Origin of the sequence: Duganella sp. 3397 (assembly GCF_031456625.1) — a bacterium.
Classification (GTDB): Bacteria; Pseudomonadota; Gammaproteobacteria; order Burkholderiales; family Burkholderiaceae_D; genus Rugamonas; species Rugamonas phyllosphaerae.
This window is the reverse complement of sequence record NZ_JAVDVB010000003.1, coordinates 233,341-250,545: the sequence shown is the minus strand read 5'-3', so window position 1 is coordinate 250,545 and position 17,205 is coordinate 233,341. Positions and strand designations below refer to the sequence as shown.

Below are 17,205 nucleotides of genomic sequence, written 5' to 3'. Positions count from 1 at the left end.
CCCGGCTGGCAGTGCGGGGTAAGTACGGTCAGGAGAGGACAGCAGCAGGCGGTGCGTGCGAAGGCGGGGTGATGCAGCTGGTGCATACCAGCGGATCGTGGTGCGAAGGGATCGGCGGCGCATACGCCACCAGGGCAGCGACCGGCGCCACCGTGGCCGGCGGCGGCAGGTCGCCCAGTGGCATGTCGGCCACCTGGCAGGCGGCGCAATCGGTGTGGTTTTCGGCGTACGCGTGTGCGTGCGCATTCGAGCCGAGCAGCTGCAACGCCAGGAACAGCAGCACGAACACCATCACCAGGCGCTGGTAGCGCGAGTTGCGGTGTGACGTGGTGGAACTGGAGGCGAGGGCGTGCATGGGCGCGATTCTACAGGGATGAACCCATAACGACAACGATTGTTAGTTTATTAACTGTGTCAATGCTGGCTTTGTTCACGCGCGCCCGAGTAATCGCCCACCAGGCCGCGCCTGGTGGCCAGCACTACCGCATGCGTGCGGGCCGTGGCGCCCAGCTTGTCGAACAGGCCCTTGACGTGGGTTTTGACCGTGCCCACGCCGATGCCCAGCTCGCGCGCAATGGTCTTGTTGCACTGGCCCTGCGCCAGCAGTTGCAGCACGTCGGTTTCGCGGCTGGTGAGGCCAATGCGGGTAAAGCTGTCGGCCACGCAGCGGCTCAGCTCCGCGCTCAGGTAGCGTGTGCCGCGTCCCAGCGTGCGCACGGCGGTAAGCAGCTGGTCGGCCGGGCTGTTTTGCAGCAGGTAGCCGTGCACGCCCGCCATCATCGCCGTGCGCACTTCCCATTCGCGGTCGAGCTGGGTGACGATCAGCACGCGTGGCTGGGCGTCGCCGTGGTGGGCGCTGCCGGCGCGGCGCATGTGTTCCATGCCGGCCTTGTGGTCGAGGATGACGACGTCGGCGCCGGCCACATCGGCGCCTTCTTGCACCACGCGCACGTTCATGTCGACGCTGGCGCCGAGCAGCGCGGCCAGGCCGGCGCTGACGATGGCGTCCGCGTGGGCCACCAGTACCGTGACTTTTTCTCCGTGTTGCGCGGCGCCGTTGTATCCGTTCTGGCCCGAGCTATTTCCCATGGCCCCTTGAGGCCAGCTTTTGCTATCGAGTCGCATATCGTTTTCTCCGTGTTTGCCGTGCCGGCGATGGTTCGCCAGCGTGACCACAGCGTACCTGCGATTGTGCAAATTGCCACGACCCGATCCGGGGGTACGTCCCTCCCTAGATAGAGTGATACGAAAGGGATAGGGCGCAGCATCACCCGAAAGAGGTAGTGGCAAAGGGTCAATACCAGTGATGGCAAGGCCGGGCCGCGCCCCTACACTGTGCTCTCCAGTTTGAAGCTGCGCCCCCTGCCCAAAGACAGGTGTGGCGCCGGACTTCAGGTAGTACAGTTTTGACTTTTAAGGAGCGCCCCGCCATGAGAATGTATGTCATATCGATCGCTACCGGCCTGCTGGTCGGTGTCATCTACGCGTTGTTGAATGTACGTTCGCCGGCGCCGCCGGTGATCGCCTTGCTCGGCCTGGCCGGTATCCTGATCGGCGAGCAGATTCCGCCTTTGGTGCGCACGTGGATCAAGCCCGAAGCAACCAAGGTCTCGTGGGTGGAAGACCACGTCAAGCCACACTGCTTCGGTGAACTGCCGGGCGCCCAAAAATCCGACGACACCAAGAGGAGCGCATGATGTCCCAATCCACCACCAACGCCACGCCTGACCTGATCCTGCATCGCGGCCTGTTTACCACGCTCGATCGCAGCAACCCGCACGCCGAAGCGGTGGCCATCAAGGATGGCCGCTTTACCCACGTGGGCCGCGCCAACGAAATCATGGCGCTGGCCGGTCCCAACACCCAGGTCATCGACCTGCATGGCAAGCGCGTGCTGCCAGGCCTGATCGACAACCACTGCCACATCATTCGCGGCGGTCTGAACTTCAATCTCGAACTGCGCTGGGACGGCGTGCGCAGCCTGGCCGACGCCATGGGCATGCTCAAGGCGCAGGTGGACATCACCCCGGCGCCGCAATGGGTGCGCGTGGTGGGCGGTTTCACCGAACACCAGTTCATCGAAAAGCGTTTGCCGACCATCGAGGAGCTGAACGCGGTGGCGCCCGACACCCCGGTGTTCATCCTGCACCTGTACGACCGCGCGCTGCTCAACGGCGCCGCGCTGCGCGCCGTGGGCTACACCAAGGACACGCCGGAACCGGCGGGCGGCCAGATCCTGCGCGACGGTGCCGGCAACCCGACCGGCCTGCTGCTGGCCAAGCCGAATGCGGCCATCCTGTACTCCACGTTGGCCAAGGGCCCCAAGCTGCCGCTCGAATACCAGGTCAACTCCACCCGTCACTTCATGCGCGAACTCAATCGCCTGGGCGTGACCGGTGTGCTGGACGCTGGCGGCGGTTTCCAGAACTACCCGGACGACTACGAAGTGATCCAGCAGCTGTCGGACGCCAAGCAGCTGACCATCCGCCTGGCCTACAACCTGTTTACCCAAAAGCCGAAAAAGGAAAAGGAAGACTTCCTCAACTGGACCCAGAGCGTGACGTACCAGCAGGGGGACGACTATTTCCGCCACAACGGCGCCGGCGAAATGCTGACCTTCTCGGCAGCGGATTTCGAAGACTTTCGCGAGCCGCGTCCGGACCTGCCGGACACCATGGAAGACGACCTGGAAGGCGTGGTGCGCATCCTGGCGCAGAACCGCTGGCCATGGCGCATGCACGCCACCTACGACGAAACCATCAGCCGCGCGCTGGACGTGTTCGAGCGCGTGAACCAGGACATTCCGCTGACGGGCCTGAACTGGTTCTTCGATCACGCCGAAACCATCTCCGACCGCTCGATCGACCGGATTGCCGCACTGGGCGGCGGCGTGGCCGTGCAGCACCGCATGGCGTACCAGGGCGAATACTTCGTCGAGCGTTACGGCCACGGCGCCGCGGAAGCCACGCCTCCCGTGAAAAAAATCCTCGAGGCTGGCGTGAAAACCTCGGCCGGCACCGACGCCACGCGCGTGGCCTCGTACAACCCGTGGGTGTCGCTGTCGTGGCTCATCACCGGCAAGACCGTGAGCGGCATGCAGCTGTACCCGCGCGCCAACTGCCTCGACCGCGAAACGGCGCTGCGCATGTGGACCGAGAACACCACCTGGTTCTCGAACGAAGAAGGCAAGAAGGGCCGCATCGAAGCGGGCCAGCTGGCCGACCTGATCGTGCCGGACAAGGATTTCTATGCGTGCGCCGAAAGCGAAATCACCGACATGACATCCGAGCTCACGGTAGTCGGCGGCAAAGTCGTGTACGCGGCCGGTCGCTTCGCCGCGCTCGACACGCCACCGCCACCGGCCATGCCGGACTGGTCGCCGGTGCGCCGCTTCGGCGGATACGCCGGTTGGGGCGAGCAGATCGGCAATAACCGCGCTGCCTTGCAGGAACTGGAAAAGCGCAAGCAGCAGCAAGCCCAACTGCGTGCCCAGGCGGCATCGTGCGGCTGCGCCAACGAGTGTAACGTCCACGGCCACCAGCACGCTTCGGCGTGGGCCAGCAAGCTGCCTACCACCGACCTCAAGAGTTTCTGGGGTGCGTTGGGCTGCGCCTGCTGGGCGGTGTGATGTCGGGCGCCCTGGCTTTGCCGGCTTTCCTGCGCGCTCCGTGGGTGCGCTGGGTTTGCCTGTTGCTGCTGTGCTCTGCGTACCTGCAGGGCGGTATCGACAAGCTGGCCGACTTCAACTCGGCGATTGCCGAGATGGAGCACTTCGGCGTGTCGCCGGCCGCGCCGATGGCGGCGGTCGTCATCATCGGCGAGCTTGGCTGCTCTTTGATGATACTGACCGGCTTCTATCGCTGGCTCGGGGCTGCTTACCTGGCCGTGTTTACGGTGATGGCATCGGCCGTTGCCGGACCGTTCTGGCAGATGACGGGCGCCGCCCGCATGTCGGCCGAGAACGGTTTCTTCGAGCACCTGGGCCTGGCGGGGGCATTCCTGCTGGTCGCCTGGCTCGACCTGGCGGAGCGCCGTCCGGCTCGGCCGAAGTAAAGTAAGGCAAGTAATTGAAGTAATTGAAGTAATTGAAGTAATTGAAGTAATTTAGCAATTAAGGAAACAGTATGGAACGAGGCAATATCAAGCAAGGCATATCACTGGCATTTTTGGGCGGCTATGTCGACACACTGGGCTTTATCGGCCTGTTCGGGCTGTTCACCGCCCACGTCACGGGCAACTTCGTGCTGATCGGCCGCGCGCTGGTCGAACCGGCGCACGAGATCATCCCGAAATTGCTGGTGTTCCCGGTTTTCATTTTGTTCGTGGCCATTTCGCGCATGCTGATCCTGCACTGGGAGCGCAACAGCAGCCCTGCACTGCGCAACAGCTATCTGCTGCAATTGTTCCTGCTGGTAGCCACCGTGGTGTGCGCTGATATCGCCTCGCCGATGGCCAATGCCCACCAGCCGTTGAGCCTGCTTACCGGCATGATCTGCGCCGGCGCCATGGCCACCCAAAACGCCTACGGCAAGCTGCTGCTCGGTAAGTCGGCCGCCACCACGGTGATGACCGGTAACGTCACCCAGCTGGTAATCGAACTGACCGACTCGCTGCGCGGCGACCCGGCAGCACTGGGCCGCTGCAAGGTGCTGGTATGGCCGGTGCTGGCCTTTGCCGCCGGCTGTATCCTCGGCGCCTATGCCTACATGTCGTTCGGCTTTACCGGTTTGCTGGTGCCGTGCGTGGTGCTGGTGTTCATGGCCGCCGCCACCAAGGACTGATCTTCCTGTGCAGTGCTTCGAGCCGCGCCGCCCACCAGGGCCGCGCGGCTTTTTTTGCGATACCACCGGTGTTGTCATGGTCGTCCCGGCACTGCCACAATCGGATTTTTGCTGTCGAGGATGGTATGCGCGAATTTCCACCGATCGACCGTGCGGCCGAAGCCGCAGCGTCGCAAACGCTGTTCTTTACCGACGGTGAATTCGACGGTCGTCCGCACCGGGTCAGCCGTTTCAACTACCTGGCGTTTCTGTCGCTGACAGGCAGTGCGGCGCAGCAGGAGGTGGACAAGATCAGATCATTTCTCGCCGATCAACCCGGAGCGCAACTCGAAACGGACATCGTGCACCTTCTCGGCTCCCTGAACTGGCGGTATCACAACATTGCATGTATCGCGCTGGCTGCGGGTTTTACCTCTCCGCGGACGATCGAGGCGCTGTGGCAGCGCATCCGGGCAGGCAGCTGGACCGCGCCGCAACTGGTGGCGACAGCGGCTTACGTCGATGCCGGGTTCCAGGAGCGGGCCGCCGACGCGCTGGCCAGGCACGCGACGTATTACAAATCCCTCGTGGCGCTGGCCGCACTCGCGGCCGGCAGTGACAGTGACAGTGACATCGTGGCAGAGGCCAAGGCTGTCGATCGCGACGATTCAGGCGCCATTGCCATCGGCTGGTTGCACAATCTGCGGCAAGCCCTGGGGTGAAATGGAGCGCCACCGGCGAATTGGTTTGTATCCTGGCTTGATACATATTCGCCCTGTTTTCGGTATTGCTTGATAGGTATAATCTTTTGTCGCATTCCTGGTGTGACCAACACTGGCATGTGCCTCCTGATTAACCCTGAAGGAATCCTGTGTACCGTACGCTGATCAGCGCCGCCTGTTGCGCCTTGCTTGCCCTGTCCTCCCCATCGTTGCGCGCCGAAACGGCTGCGCCTGTCTCCGGCATCGACCTCAAAACCCTCGATCCGGCTGTCAGCCCCAAGGTTGATTTTTATGGTTATGTCAACGGCGTGTGGGCCCGCAACACCGAGATCCCGGCCGACAAATCGACCTGGGGCACGTACGTGGAGCTGCGCGAGATTGCCCAGGGCCAGTTGCGCGCGCTGTTCGACGACACGGTCAAGCACCCGGGCAAGGCCGGCAGCGACACTCGCAAGATCGCCGACCTGTACACCAGCTACATGAATGAAAAGGCGCGCAACGCTGCCGGCTTCAAGCCGCTCAAGGCCGAACTGGCCAGTGTGGCCGCCCTGAAGGACAAGCAGGACTTGCCGGCATTGTTCGCAGCGCTGCAGCGCAGCGGCATCCAGACACCGTTTTCGGCCGGCGTGGCGCCCGATGCGCAGGATCCCGAGCGCTACACCATCAACGTCAGCCAGTCCGGCCTGGGCCTGCCCGACCGCGACTACTACCTGAAGGACGACGACGCCAAGCTCAAGGCCGTGCGCGACAAGTACCTCAAGCATGTCGAGGCCATGCTCGCCATGAGCGGCGACAAGCAGGCCGCCGCCCACGCGGCCCAGGTGCTCGACATCGAGACCCGCCTGGCCGCCGTGCAATGGACCCGGGTGCAGATGCGCGATCCCGTCAAATCATATAACCGCGTGGACTTGGACAAGTTTGCCGCGCTGGCCCCAGCCTTCGACTGGAACGCCTACTTTGCCGCCGCCGGCTACGCGGCCAAGGAGAGCTCGGCCGTGGTGCGCCAGCCGAGCTTCCTGACCGGCTTTTCCGAGACCGTGGCGGCCGTGCCGCTCGACGCCTGGAAGAGCTACCTGAACTGGCGCATCGTCGAAAGCTACGCCTCGTACCTGGACAGCGCGGCAGTCAAAGAGCGCTTTGCCTTCGAAGGCACCACCCTGCGCGGCGTGCCACAAAGCGAACCGTTGTGGCAGCTGGCGTTGAAATTCACCGATGGTGCACTGGGCGACGCGGTCGGCAAAAAATACGTGGCGATGTACCTGCCGCCGGAAACGCGTCCGCGCGTGATGGCCATGTTCGACAATTTCGTCGCGTCGTTCAGGGACGGCATCGAGCACCTGGACTGGATGAGTGCCGAGACCAAGAAGGAAGCGCAGCTCAAGCTGGCTGCATTGAAACCGAAGATCGCCTACCCGGACAAATGGCGCGACTACAGCGCCATGAAAACCCAGCCGAAGGACCTGATCGCCAACGTGCGCGCCGCGCGCGCCTGGAGCCGTCAGAACAACTTCGACAAGCTGGGCAAACCGGTGGACCGCGACGAATGGTCGATGACGCCGCAAACCGTCAATGCCAGCTACAGCCCGGCGCTCAATTCGATCACGATTCCGGCCGCGATCCTGCAACCGCCGTTCTTCAACGTCAAGGCCGAAGACGCGGTGAACTACGGCCTGCTGGGCATCACTTTCGGTCACGAAATCAGCCACGCCTTCGACGACTCCGGCAGCCAGTACGATGCCAAGGGCCGCCTGCGCAACTGGTGGACGCCGGCAGACCGCACCGCCTTCAAGGCCCGCGCCGCCGGCCTGGTCAAGCAATACGGCGCCTACAGCCCGGTGCCGGGCTACCACATCAACGGCGAGCTGACGCTCGGTGAAAACATCGGCGACAACTCCGGCCTGTCGCTCACCTACAAGGCATACCAGCGCTCGCTGGGCGGCAAGCCATCGCCGGTCATCGACGGCCTGACCGGCGAGCAGCGCCTGTACATCGGCTTTGCCCAGAAATGGCGCGCCAAGCTGCGCCCCGAAGCGGCTATCGCCCAGATCAAGAGCGACCCCCATTCGCCCGGCGAATTCCGCGCCAAGGGCACGGTAATGAACCAGCCAGGCTTCTACGAAGCGTTCGACATCAAGCCTGGTGATCCGATGTATTTGCCGCCGGAGCAGCGCGTGCTCATGTGGTAACCATTTGGTAATCATTTGGTAATCATTTGTTAATCATGCAGCGTGCGGCCCGTTGTCTGCCTTCGGCGTAGTATTTCCTCTCTCGCCAACCTTCCCGAGGAGAGTGATGATGGCTAAAAATACTATTTGCCTGTGGTACGACCGCGACGCCCTGCAGGCCGCCAACTTCTACGCCAGCGTGTTTCCCGACAGTGCGGTCGGTCCGGTGCACCTGGCCCCGGCCGACTATCCCAGCGGCAGTGCGGGCGACGTGCTGACGGTGGAATTTACCGTGTGCGGCGTCGCCTGCATCGGCTTGAACGGTGGCGACACTTTCCGCCACAGCGAAGCCTTCTCGTTCCAGATCGCCACGGACGACCAGGCCGAGACCGACCGCTACTGGAACGCCATCATCGACAACGGCGGCGTGGCCAGCGAATGCGGCTGGTGCAAGGACCGCTGGGGCCTGTCGTGGCAAATCACGCCGCGCGTGCTCACCGATGCCATCGCGCAGGGCGGGGAGGTGGCGCAGCGGGCGTTCCAGGCCATGATGACGATGCAGAAAATCGACGTGGCCCGTATCGAGGCGGCAATCGCCGTGACCGCTACCAGCGACTAGATTGATCGGTGCGCTGGCGCAGGCAGCATCACTGCTTGATCTTGAAAATCGTGTTGATTTTTTTCTGCAAGCTGTCCGCCTGCTGCTGTTCGCGCGCGGCCTGCTGGGCGGCGGCCTGCTGGCGCTGGGCATCGGTCCGGGCGCGTTCGCTGCAGGCATCGCGGAAGCGCGCATCGGTGACGCACTTGAGCGAGAGGGCCATCTGCGACAGCTTGTCGTCGTTGCGGAAATAAAAGCCCACCATGTCCGGCCAGGTACGCGGCGTTTCGCCGAAGTATGCGTACTGCTCCTGCAAGAACTCTTTCGCGAAGACTGCCTGCTCCGGTTTGACCAGCGCGGCCGCCTGGTATTGCAGCGACCAGGCGCGCTCCGGCCAGTTGCGGTTGCGCAGCAGCACAGTGCGCTGCTCGTCGATGTTGGTACCGGCTTTGCTCATCGCGTCTTGCAGCACCAGCAGCATGGTGGCGTCGCCGGCGGTGGCGCCCGATGCTGCCTTCTGCGCCAGTTTGACGGCGTCGGCATGGCGTCCTGCCGCTTGCAGGCTGGTGATGTCGGCGCGCAGCGCGAAATGGGCCAGCAGTTCGGCGGTCTCCTGCTCTTGCAGCACGGCTTGCCATTCCTGCTTGCGCGGCGCGGGACGCGGGCGCGGCATCAGCGGCAGCATTTTGGCGGTCAGGACCTCTTCGCGCTCGCGCGCGGTGGCGTGGGTTTTGCGGGCAGCACCGGTGGCCGGCGCGGCAGCTGCGCCGGTACCGGCACCAGTGCCAGCAACAGCGTTCTGTGCAAACGGCGACGGCGCCACGTCGCGCTGTTCCAGCGTGGCCAGCCGTTCGAGGAACACCTTGTAGCCTGCGGGATAAGAATAGCGTTCGCGCAGCATCAGGGTGCCGGCAAACATGTCGGCCTGTTCTTCCACGTCGCGTTGCCAGACCGGCAGCAGTGATTCGTGCACCACCGAATCGACCAGCGCCACGCTGTCGAACGGACTCCAGCTGGTATTGGTACCCGGCAGCTTCTTCTTGAAAAACCCCAGCAGCAGCGCCTTGGCGCCGGCGGCTACATTCGAGGTGACCTGGTGCGCCTCGTAGGCGGCCTGGTGGTTCAGGTAGACGTGGGCGAATTCATGCGCCATGACGCCGTAAATTTCGTCTTCCGAATCCACCGATTGAATCAGCCCCATGTGCAGGTAGATATTGCCCGACGCCGAGGCATGGGCGTTGAGCGTGGTGTCGGACGAGATATATACCTGGCCCGGCCATTCGGACACGCCGGCGGCAGTCTTGATGCTGGTGTAGAGCCGGTTCAGATAGCGCTGCAGCGCCGGCGCCGACACCAGGCCGTTGCCGGCCGCGCGATTGTCGTTCAGGTCCGCGGCCAGGTCGCTCCACTGGTGCGGCGGTGCGGGTGGCAGTTCGCCGACGGTTTTCACGGCCGCGATCATTTTCGACTCGGCCTCGGCTTCTGCCTGCGCGCTGGCGCACAGCGTCAGCAGTGGCAAAGCCAGCAAGCTGGCATACAGCCTGGCGCCGCGCCTCATTACGGGCACCGCGTCATGGCCGCGCCCGGGGTTGCCGCGTTGTTATCCGGCACTTTACCCTGGTGCATGCCGATCTTGGGGGCGCAATCGGACTTGACGCTGCGCGGCACCATCACCTGCATGGAGTCCACCCAGCCATCCTTGCCGCCAACGTTCACCTTGAAGAAGGCGTTTTTTTCTTCCTTGATGGCCCACGGCAGGCCGGTGACGTCCACCTTGCGGCCCGGCTTGGCGTCGTCGGGGGTGTCGAACAATTCCACCTGCTTGCCCTTGACGCTGGTGATCAGGTCGCCGGCAAGGGCGGCGGGGGAGGCCAGCACGCACAACATGGCGGCAATGGCGAGACGGGGAAAACGCAGAGACATGCCAGGTTCCTTTCTAGTGGGCTTCAGGTGCTTCAAGGTGCGGGAAAATATAGTCGAGCAGTTTTTCATTGAAGTCGAACCATTCGGCCAGCATGGTCAGGACCATGACATTGATAATCGAGAGGAAGCCGAGTCCCAGCCAGTACTGGCCGATCCACAGCAGCAGGCAGCCCACGGCCAGCGACAGCAGCACCCGCACCACGCACGACAGCAGATAGCGCGCGGCCCCGCGCCAGTCGTGCTTGCCTGCGGGCTTGCGGGCCAGGCTCCAGCCCAGCCATTCCATGAGCTGCTTGGGCAGCAACGTGACCAGCACCATGGCCACCACCAGGAACAGCAGCAGCTTGATGTTGCTGACGTCAAACGAGAGATGCATGGCGCGGGCATAATCCTCGCCAAAATTCATCAGGTTATCGAGCGCCATCGCATGCAGGTAGACGCCGGGAATGCGGCCGTGCAGCGGCGAGAGCACCAGGTCGTTGGAGTCGGACAGGGCGGTGCCGATCAGCACGACCTTGCCGGCGATCAGCTGGCGCAGGTGTGCATCTTCTTCCGGCGTGGTCGAGGCCAGTGCGCCGGCCCGGATGGTTTCATGGAACACGCAGATCGGCTTGTCGCCGTCGGTGTAGAAGCTGCTGCGCATGCCCGGAGGCATCAATTCGCCGAGGCCCAGCGTGTTGCGGCAGTAGGACGTCGGCTTGCCGGTCTCGGGATTGTTGACCACCCAGTCCACGCCGTGGGCAGCGCTGTGACTGCCCCAGGTCAGCGCCATCGCGTGGTGCTCGACCGGCACGGTTTTGCCGCTGGTCTCGTACAACGCCAGCGCGGCGCTTTTCAGGCCGGCTGCGCCATGGCCGGCGCCGGGCGTGCCCAGGTTATAGGTCCAGGCCAGGCGGTCGAGTTCATCCGGGGTATAACTGACGGCGACTTTTTCAAAACAGCGGCCGGCCAATGCTTCGAGTTCCGGGCGCAGGGAATATTGCTGATCGCGGTTACGGGCAGTGGCCATGAATACCCGGGTACCCTGTGCATGCAGCGCACACACCTGGTCGATCAGGGAGCGCAGGCTCTCATCGTCGCGGCGCGCGCTGTAATAGATATCGACAAACACCGCCTTGGGCTGGTACTGGCCCACTGCACGCAGCAGGCGCGCCGAATAACTGTAGCGGGCCGGCCACTCCTGGCCGGCGGCGGCCAGCGCGGCATCGTCGATCAGCAGCACGCGGATATCGTCCCGGCTGCCTTCACCATACGTGATGCCGGCGATGGGAGCATAGGCCCGCGCCTGCTGGCGCGTCATGAAGTCTTCACCCACCGCCCATTCCATCATCATTGTCAGCAGCAGCCCCACTGCCAGCGCAAACAGGCACTCGCCCATGCGCCGCTTGAACGTCTTTCGATCTGCTGACATGCGGTTAACTCTTTATCTATGGAAATAGTTTCCATAATGCCTTAAGAGAGTTTTTTTTACAACAAAAAGCTATCTTGATAACTACAGGTGTCGTACCCCGGTTGGTGCAGCATCCCAGTTGTCGTTTTTTCCGTCCAGGTAAGTGATGGGAGCATTTGCCAGTTCTTCCGGGGTCGCATCGTCGAGGCACGACAGGTTGACGGCGTAAAAGTCGCCCCAGCGCGGCGAGCGGCCGATACCGAAGGCGTGGACGCCGCAGTGCTGGCAAAACAGGTGCTGATCGGTCCTGGTCAGCAACTGGTAATTGCCCAGTTCTGGCTCGCCGCGCAGCAGGCGGAACGCCGCCGGCTTGACGATCGCCGGCCAAAAGCGCAGCTTCGCGCAGATCGAGCAATTGCACTTGATGGTGCCGGCAGCGAGGTCGATGTCCGCTTCAAAGCGCACTGCGCCGCAATGGCAGCTGCCATGGTAGGTTTTCAATGGTTTTCCTACCTCCGGTTGCCGCGCGGTCGCCAGGTGCTCCACGCGATCAATGCCAGCAACGCCGCCTGTATCGGCAGGCGCAGCCACAGCGCCCACAGCGGCACATTGAACAGTTCCGGCTGTTGCAGCATGTAGATGTGGGCTGGCGTGACCGCCAGTGTCAGCAGAAAGAGGCCGACTCCTGCGGCCCGGCGCAGCGCTGGTACCAGGATGCCGGCTGCCCCCAGCAACTCGAACACCCCGCTTACCAGCACTGCCGTTACAGGCCACGGGATGTAGGGCGGCACGATGGTCGCTTCGAGGTCGGTGGCGACAAAGTGCGCAATGCCGCCGATGAAAAACCAGACGAAGATGATCGATAAGCCGATCAATTGCGGTCGGGACATCTGCTGCCGGTGGTTCATCAGCTATCCCCTCTTAGTTGCGGCCTGAGTCGCGTAAGCCATGCACGTTATCAGAAAATATCGATGCGCAAGTGCTTGGGCACTACGACCAGGCTGGCGTCCAGCGCATTGGCCAGCGCTTCGACGGTACCGAACCGCGCGTCGACCTTTCCACCCAAAACGTTGCTGACCTGTGGCACGCTCATGCCGGTCAAAGTGGCAAGGCTCTGCAGGGTTTTCCCTTGTGATGGCGACGCTGCTGAAGTTGCTGAAAGATCGCCATCTTATGCTTTCGTATAAATGCATAGATGATTTTCACGTTAAAAGATAAATTAAGGTAGACAGTCTTGATCAGGTGCAAACGTACCGTGCCAAGCTTTCGTATTTTCCTATGTTATCTTTATGGAAACCCCTTTCTGGAGAATAAAAATGAAGCAAATAACCGTTCTGCTAGCGATGACTGCTGCGTTGTCGGCCTTGGCTGGCTGCAAAGAAGCCAAGGCGCCTGAAGTGGTGCAAACCGTGGACTGGTACAAAGCCCACCAAACCGAGCGAACAGCCGTTCTGGAGAAGTGTAAAAACAATCCTGGTGAGCTGGCGGCAACGCCCAATTGCGTGAATGCGCATACTGCAGCGAACCAGCTCGTGTGGAGCTCAAGGGGGAGCGGCATCACGATCAAGGCCAAGACCGCCGAGGAGCTCCGCAACGCCAACAAGTAGTTGCCAGTACAAGTAGTTGCCAGTACAAGTAGTTGCCAGTACAAGTAGTTGCCAGCACAAGTAGTTTCCTGTGTGAGGCGCTGACGCGCCAACCTTGGTTGGCGTGATACCCCGTAGCGCTCAGTTGGTGGTCACCGTGGCGGCAACGTCCCGGTGATCGCGTTCACCTCATCCATCAATACCCGCACCAGGTCCGCCGCCGGCATCGCGCGGATCAGCGGCGCGCCTTGTCCTGCCCAGTGCGCCGCGAACTCGTGGTTGCCGGCCTTGCTGGCGGCTGCGTGCAGCTGCTTGCCGGCGTCGTAGGCGACCGGGTAGTCGGCTGGCGGCGGCGCGCCATTTGCTGCGCCATGGACGATCAGCTGGTTGACCATGCCCCGCGCCAGGCGGCCCGAGATGGCAGCGGTCAGCCGGGTGGCGCCCGCGCGGTCGCTTTGCAGCATGGCGCGGTAGCCGGCGTTGGCGGCCGATTCCGGGCACAACAGGAAGGCCGTGCCCAGTTGCGCGCCGGCCGCGCCCAGGTCGAGCGCAGCCTGAATGCTGGCGCCGTCCATGATGCCGCCGGCGGCAATTACCGGCAACTGCACGTGTTTTGCCAGCAGCCGCACCAGCACCGAGGTGCTCAGCAGTTCATCGGGCGCAGCGGGATCGAACATGCCCCGGTGGCCGCCCGCTTCCACGCCTTGCGCGACGATGGCGTCGATGCCGGCCTGTTCGATGCGCCGCCCTTCATCGAGGTTGGTGGCCGTGGCCATGGTGCGGATGCCTGCCGCGCGAAATGCCGCCAGCCACTCCGCGCGCGGCAGGCCGAAATGAAAGCTCACCACCGCCGGGTGCAGGTCCAGCAGCATCCGGAACGCTTGCTCGTCCTCGATGAAGGTCTGGTAGATCTCGTCGAGCGCGGTGGGCGGGACGATGCCGGCCTGCGCGAACAGCGGCGCCAGGTACGCCAGCCAGGCCGCTTCGCGCTGCGCGTCGCGCCTGGCCGGGGGATGGCAAAAGACGTTGACGTTGATCGGGCCAGCGGTCAGTGCCTGGGTCTCTTCGATCATCTGGCGCGACTGCGCCACCGTGGCCGCGCCGATGGCCAGCGAGCCGAGCGCGCCGGCATTGGTCACCGCAGCGGCCATCGTCGGCGTGGAGAAGGCCGCCATGGGCGCGGCGATGAGGGGGTGGCGTAAGCCGAGTTGCGTGAAAAACGGGTGCAGTGCTGCCATGGTGCCGCCTCCTGGCTCAGGGTCGGAGCGGTTTGCTCTAGATCGTAATGATCCCACGTTTGAGCGCGATCGTCACCGCGTGGGTGCGATCGTTGGCAGCCAGCTTGGACAGCACGTTTTTCATGTGCGCCTTCACCGTCTCTTCGGAAATCGACAGGTGCTCGGCGATGCGCCGGTTGGAGTTGCCGCCAGCGGCGTGGTTCAGCACTTCCATTTCGCGCGGGCTGAGCGGACCCTGGCCCATGTGCTGCGCCAGTTCCATGGCGATTTCGGGCGGAATGCGGCGCTGGCCGATGTGCACGCCGCGCACGGTGTCGAGCAGTTCGCGGCGCAGGGTGCTCTTGAGCAGGAAGCCGGCGGCGCCGGCCTGCACCGCGCGCAGGATCTGGGCGTCGCCCTTGTAGGTGGTGAGCATGATCACGCGCGCGTCGCTATGTTCGCCGCGGATGCGCTGCAAGGCGGCCACCCCGTCCAGTTCGGGCATGGCGATATCCATGATGGTGACATCGGGACGCAGTTCCTGGTAACGCTCGACCGCTTCGCGGCCGTTGCTCGCTTCGCCGGCCAGGCGCATGTCGTCCTGGCTGGAAATGGCCTCGCCCAGGCCGGCCCGCAACAGCGGGTGGTCATCGACGACGAGGACGGAAATGGGGCGTGGAGAGTCCATGCTGAAACGAGTGTGGTATTCCAAATTAACTTTTCTGAGGATCGCTGCCTGGCGATCTGGAGTAACCGCTAGTGTGCGGTGCAACACAAAGTATGCATCCCTTGAAAGAATGGCACAATAGCCGTACATGCAAATGACCTTTGCAACATCTGCAAACTTGGAGAGCATCTTGATCGATACATTGCACTGCCTGCTGGCGGTGGTGGAGCACCGCAGCCTGTCGCGCGCGGCAACACAGCTGGAAATGTCGATATCGTCGGTATCGCGCAAGCTCGACGCGCTCGAGGCGCAACTGGGCGCGCGGCTGCTGGTGCGTGGCGCGCGCCAGGTAGCGCTCACCGACGCCGGCGAACGCTTTTTGCCGCGCGCGCGCAATATGCTCGCCGAGCTGGCCGAAGGCATGGCAGCGGTGCAGGAACTTGATCAGGCGCCGCGCGGCGTGCTGACGATGACCGTGCCGGCCGGCTTTGCACGGATGCACATGGCGCCGGCGATTGCCAGCTTCCTGGCGCGATATCCAGCGCTGGAAGTGCAAATGCTGGTGGGCGACAGCGTGGTGGACTTGTCCGAACAGCGCGTGGACGTGGCGATCCGCGCCGGCGTGCCGCCCAGTGGCGAACTGGTGGCCACCCGGCTGGCGCCGCAGCACCGGGTGGTCAGCGCCAGCCCGGCCTACCTGGAATGCCATGGCTGGCCGGCCACACCGGCCGACCTGGTGCAGCACCAGTGCCTCTCGATGGTGGGCAAGTCGCCACGCGCCTGGTGGCGCTTCGACGGCGTCAACCACAACCAGCCGCTGCCCGTCAAGTCAGCCTTCCGCTGCGACGACACCGACACCCTGATGCAGGCGGCCGTTGCCGGTGTCGGCATCATTCACCTGGCCAACTGGATGGTGAGCGACGCCATCGTCGCTGGCACGCTGGTACCGGTATTCCCGATGGCGCCGCTGGCGCGCAGCACAGCCGCGCGGCACGATCCGACCGAGTCGGCAATCCACGCAGTGCACATGCCGGGACGTTCCAACCACGCCAAGACGCAACTGCTGATCAATCATTTGAAGGAATTTTTTGGCGATCCGCCGTACTGGGATCTTGCGATGAAGAGGGCAGGGGCGGCCGAGCGGCGCGCCCCTTGAATTAAATCAGTTCCAGTCGTCACCACCGGCGTCGCCACCGCCGCTGCCCCCGGCATCATCCCAGCCGCCACTGACGCCGAAGTCGCTGCCGCCCATGTCGTCGTTCTGGACGATATTGCTGCGGGTAGGGTCTTCGTAAATGATGTCGCTGCGGCCGCCATCGGTGGCCGCGCTGTCGGTGGCGCCATGGTTACCGCCCAGGTTGCGGGCGATCGCCTCGGCCGCCATGAAGCCCGCGCCCACTGCCGCACCGGTGGCCAGGCCACCCATGATGCGCGAACCCATGCCAGGGCCTTGCTGCGGATAGCCACCCTGCTGTGGATAGCCCTGCTGCGGGTAGCCTTGCTGTGGATAGCCGCCCGGTGGATAGCCGGGCGCCGGCGGGTTGCCCGAGTTGTAGCCGGGATTGAAACCGCCGCCATTACCACCGCCACCACCACCCATGCCGCCGCCTTGCTGCTGCTGGCGGTTGCGCATGAAGCGCGTGGCCACGAAGATGAAGGCCACCAGCACGCCACCCATCAGCAGCACGCTGCCCCAGGGGATGCCGGCGCTGGACTGTGGCGCCTCGGCGCGGTTGGCGTAGCCGCCACTTTCACGGCCGGCGCGGTGGGCGGGCGCCTGCTGGTTGTAGTTTGGGGACGAGGTACCTACCGCGCCGCTTTCACCTTTGGCGATCAGCGCTTTGAGGTTGGCCACCGAGGTGGCATTGACCTTCGGCAGACCGGGCGCCAGTCGCTCGGCCGTGGCCAGCGACTGTTGTGCGGCGGCGAACTTGCCCTGCTTGGCCAGCAGCTCGGCCTCGACGAAGTGCGCCTGCGAGCTGTTGGGATGCTCCTTGAGCACCTGGTCCATCATGGCTTGCGCTTCGGCGAACTTGCCTGCCTCGGCCGCGACATAGACTTCGTGCACGGTGGGCGACGCCGCGAACACGGGCGCCGACAGCGCAAGTGCGCCGGCAAAGAGAAGACGGGTGGCGATGGATGTTGTTTTCATGGTGGATCTCCAGTTGGGACAGCCC

The 17,205-nt window shown here is 63.6% G+C and carries 20 protein-coding genes; 9 read left to right on the top strand and 11 right to left on the bottom strand.

All coding sequences use genetic code 11. The annotated features are described in order from the left end of the window. Nucleotides 1-28: 28 nt before the first annotated feature. Nucleotides 29-355, bottom strand: a complete 327-nt coding sequence (locus J2X54_RS09820; protein WP_310180143.1) for a hypothetical protein — start codon at nucleotides 353-355, stop codon at nucleotides 29-31. A gap of 59 nt (nucleotides 356-414) precedes the next feature. After that, nucleotides 415-1,089, bottom strand: a complete 675-nt coding sequence (locus tag J2X54_RS09815) for a response regulator transcription factor (protein ID WP_310180141.1) — start codon at nucleotides 1,087-1,089, stop codon at nucleotides 415-417. Between the two features lie 341 nt (nucleotides 1,090-1,430). Between J2X54_RS09815 and J2X54_RS09810 the strand changes: the two genes are divergently transcribed. The 7 genes from J2X54_RS09810 to J2X54_RS09780 all read left to right on the top strand — a co-directional run bounded on the left by J2X54_RS09810 (nucleotide 1,431) and on the right by J2X54_RS09780 (nucleotide 8,266). Next, nucleotides 1,431-1,697, top strand: a complete 267-nt coding sequence (locus tag J2X54_RS09810; RefSeq protein ID WP_310180139.1) for a XapX domain-containing protein — start codon at nucleotides 1,431-1,433, stop codon at nucleotides 1,695-1,697. After that, a complete protein-coding gene (locus J2X54_RS09805) occupies nucleotides 1,697-3,628 on the top strand; it encodes an amidohydrolase (protein WP_310181155.1) in 1,932 nt (643 codons plus the stop codon). The genes J2X54_RS09810 and J2X54_RS09805 overlap by 1 nt, the downstream gene beginning before the upstream one ends. After that, entirely contained in the window at nucleotides 3,628-4,053 is a 426-nt protein-coding gene (locus J2X54_RS09800) for a DoxX family protein (RefSeq protein WP_310180136.1), read from the top strand. The genes J2X54_RS09805 and J2X54_RS09800 overlap by 1 nt, the downstream gene beginning before the upstream one ends. Before the next feature lie 71 nt (nucleotides 4,054-4,124). Then, nucleotides 4,125-4,781 carry a YoaK family protein gene (locus tag J2X54_RS09795; protein WP_070247398.1) on the top strand — a complete coding sequence of 219 codons (657 nt, stop codon included), beginning with the start codon at nucleotides 4,125-4,127 and terminating at the stop codon, nucleotides 4,779-4,781. 125 nt (nucleotides 4,782-4,906) lie between these two features. Next, the gene (locus J2X54_RS09790; RefSeq protein ID WP_310180131.1) at nucleotides 4,907-5,482 is read left to right on the top strand and encodes a hypothetical protein; all 576 of its coding nucleotides are present in this window, start codon (nucleotides 4,907-4,909) and stop codon (nucleotides 5,480-5,482) included. Between the two features lie 149 nt (nucleotides 5,483-5,631). Then, nucleotides 5,632-7,668 (top strand): M13 family metallopeptidase, encoded by a 2,037-nt coding sequence (locus tag J2X54_RS09785; RefSeq protein ID WP_310180129.1) that lies wholly within the window; start codon nucleotides 5,632-5,634, stop codon nucleotides 7,666-7,668. 106 nt (nucleotides 7,669-7,774) lie between these two features. Continuing rightward, nucleotides 7,775-8,266 (top strand): VOC family protein, encoded by a 492-nt coding sequence (locus J2X54_RS09780; protein WP_070247395.1) that lies wholly within the window; start codon nucleotides 7,775-7,777, stop codon nucleotides 8,264-8,266. 28 nt (nucleotides 8,267-8,294) lie between these two features. Here J2X54_RS09780 and J2X54_RS09775 read toward each other — a convergent pair whose 3' ends face one another. The 6 genes from J2X54_RS09775 to J2X54_RS09750 all read right to left on the bottom strand — a co-directional run bounded on the left by J2X54_RS09775 (nucleotide 8,295) and on the right by J2X54_RS09750 (nucleotide 12,651). Continuing rightward, nucleotides 8,295-9,803 (bottom strand): M48 family metalloprotease, encoded by a 1,509-nt coding sequence (locus tag J2X54_RS09775; protein ID WP_310180127.1) that lies wholly within the window; start codon nucleotides 9,801-9,803, stop codon nucleotides 8,295-8,297. Continuing rightward, a complete protein-coding gene (locus tag J2X54_RS09770) occupies nucleotides 9,803-10,168 on the bottom strand; it encodes a hypothetical protein (protein ID WP_310180124.1) in 366 nt (121 codons plus the stop codon). The genes J2X54_RS09775 and J2X54_RS09770 overlap by 1 nt, the downstream gene beginning before the upstream one ends. 13 nt (nucleotides 10,169-10,181) lie before the next feature. Then, on the bottom strand, nucleotides 10,182-11,579 hold the full coding sequence (locus J2X54_RS09765) for a CHASE2 domain-containing protein (protein WP_310180123.1): 1,398 nt from the start codon (nucleotides 11,577-11,579) through the stop codon (nucleotides 10,182-10,184). Nucleotides 11,580-11,660: 81 nt separating this feature from the next. Continuing rightward, the gene (locus J2X54_RS09760) at nucleotides 11,661-12,059 is read right to left on the bottom strand and encodes a GFA family protein (protein ID WP_310180122.1); all 399 of its coding nucleotides are present in this window, start codon (nucleotides 12,057-12,059) and stop codon (nucleotides 11,661-11,663) included. 8 nt (nucleotides 12,060-12,067) lie between these two features. Continuing rightward, on the bottom strand, nucleotides 12,068-12,466 hold the full coding sequence (locus tag J2X54_RS09755) for a hypothetical protein (protein WP_310180119.1): 399 nt from the start codon (nucleotides 12,464-12,466) through the stop codon (nucleotides 12,068-12,070). 50 nt (nucleotides 12,467-12,516) lie between these two features. Then, nucleotides 12,517-12,651 carry a hypothetical protein gene (locus J2X54_RS09750; protein ID WP_310180118.1) on the bottom strand — a complete coding sequence of 45 codons (135 nt, stop codon included), beginning with the start codon at nucleotides 12,649-12,651 and terminating at the stop codon, nucleotides 12,517-12,519. A gap of 223 nt (nucleotides 12,652-12,874) precedes the next feature. On the opposite strand from J2X54_RS09750, the gene J2X54_RS09745 reads away from it, so the two are divergent. After that, on the top strand, nucleotides 12,875-13,165 hold the full coding sequence (locus tag J2X54_RS09745) for an EexN family lipoprotein (RefSeq protein ID WP_310180117.1): 291 nt from the start codon (nucleotides 12,875-12,877) through the stop codon (nucleotides 13,163-13,165). 131 nt (nucleotides 13,166-13,296) lie between these two features. Here J2X54_RS09745 and J2X54_RS09740 read toward each other — a convergent pair whose 3' ends face one another. Together J2X54_RS09740 and J2X54_RS09735 are read right to left on the bottom strand one after the other, a co-directional pair. Then, entirely contained in the window at nucleotides 13,297-14,382 is a 1,086-nt protein-coding gene (locus J2X54_RS09740; protein WP_310180116.1) for a nitronate monooxygenase, read from the bottom strand. 37 nt (nucleotides 14,383-14,419) lie between these two features. Then, nucleotides 14,420-15,049: a response regulator transcription factor gene (locus J2X54_RS09735; protein ID WP_310180114.1), complete on the bottom strand. Its 630-nt coding sequence runs from the start codon at nucleotides 15,047-15,049 to the stop codon at nucleotides 14,420-14,422. A gap of 169 nt (nucleotides 15,050-15,218) precedes the next feature. Here J2X54_RS09735 and J2X54_RS09730 point away from each other — a divergent pair, with 169 nt between their 5' ends. Then, the gene (locus J2X54_RS09730) at nucleotides 15,219-16,184 is read left to right on the top strand and encodes a LysR family transcriptional regulator (RefSeq protein WP_310180111.1); all 966 of its coding nucleotides are present in this window, start codon (nucleotides 15,219-15,221) and stop codon (nucleotides 16,182-16,184) included. Nucleotides 16,185-16,190: 6 nt separating this feature from the next. Here J2X54_RS09730 and J2X54_RS09725 read toward each other — a convergent pair whose 3' ends face one another. Then, nucleotides 16,191-17,180, bottom strand: a complete 990-nt coding sequence (locus tag J2X54_RS09725; protein WP_310180109.1) for a tetratricopeptide repeat protein — start codon at nucleotides 17,178-17,180, stop codon at nucleotides 16,191-16,193. Nucleotides 17,181-17,205 lie beyond the last annotated feature (25 nt).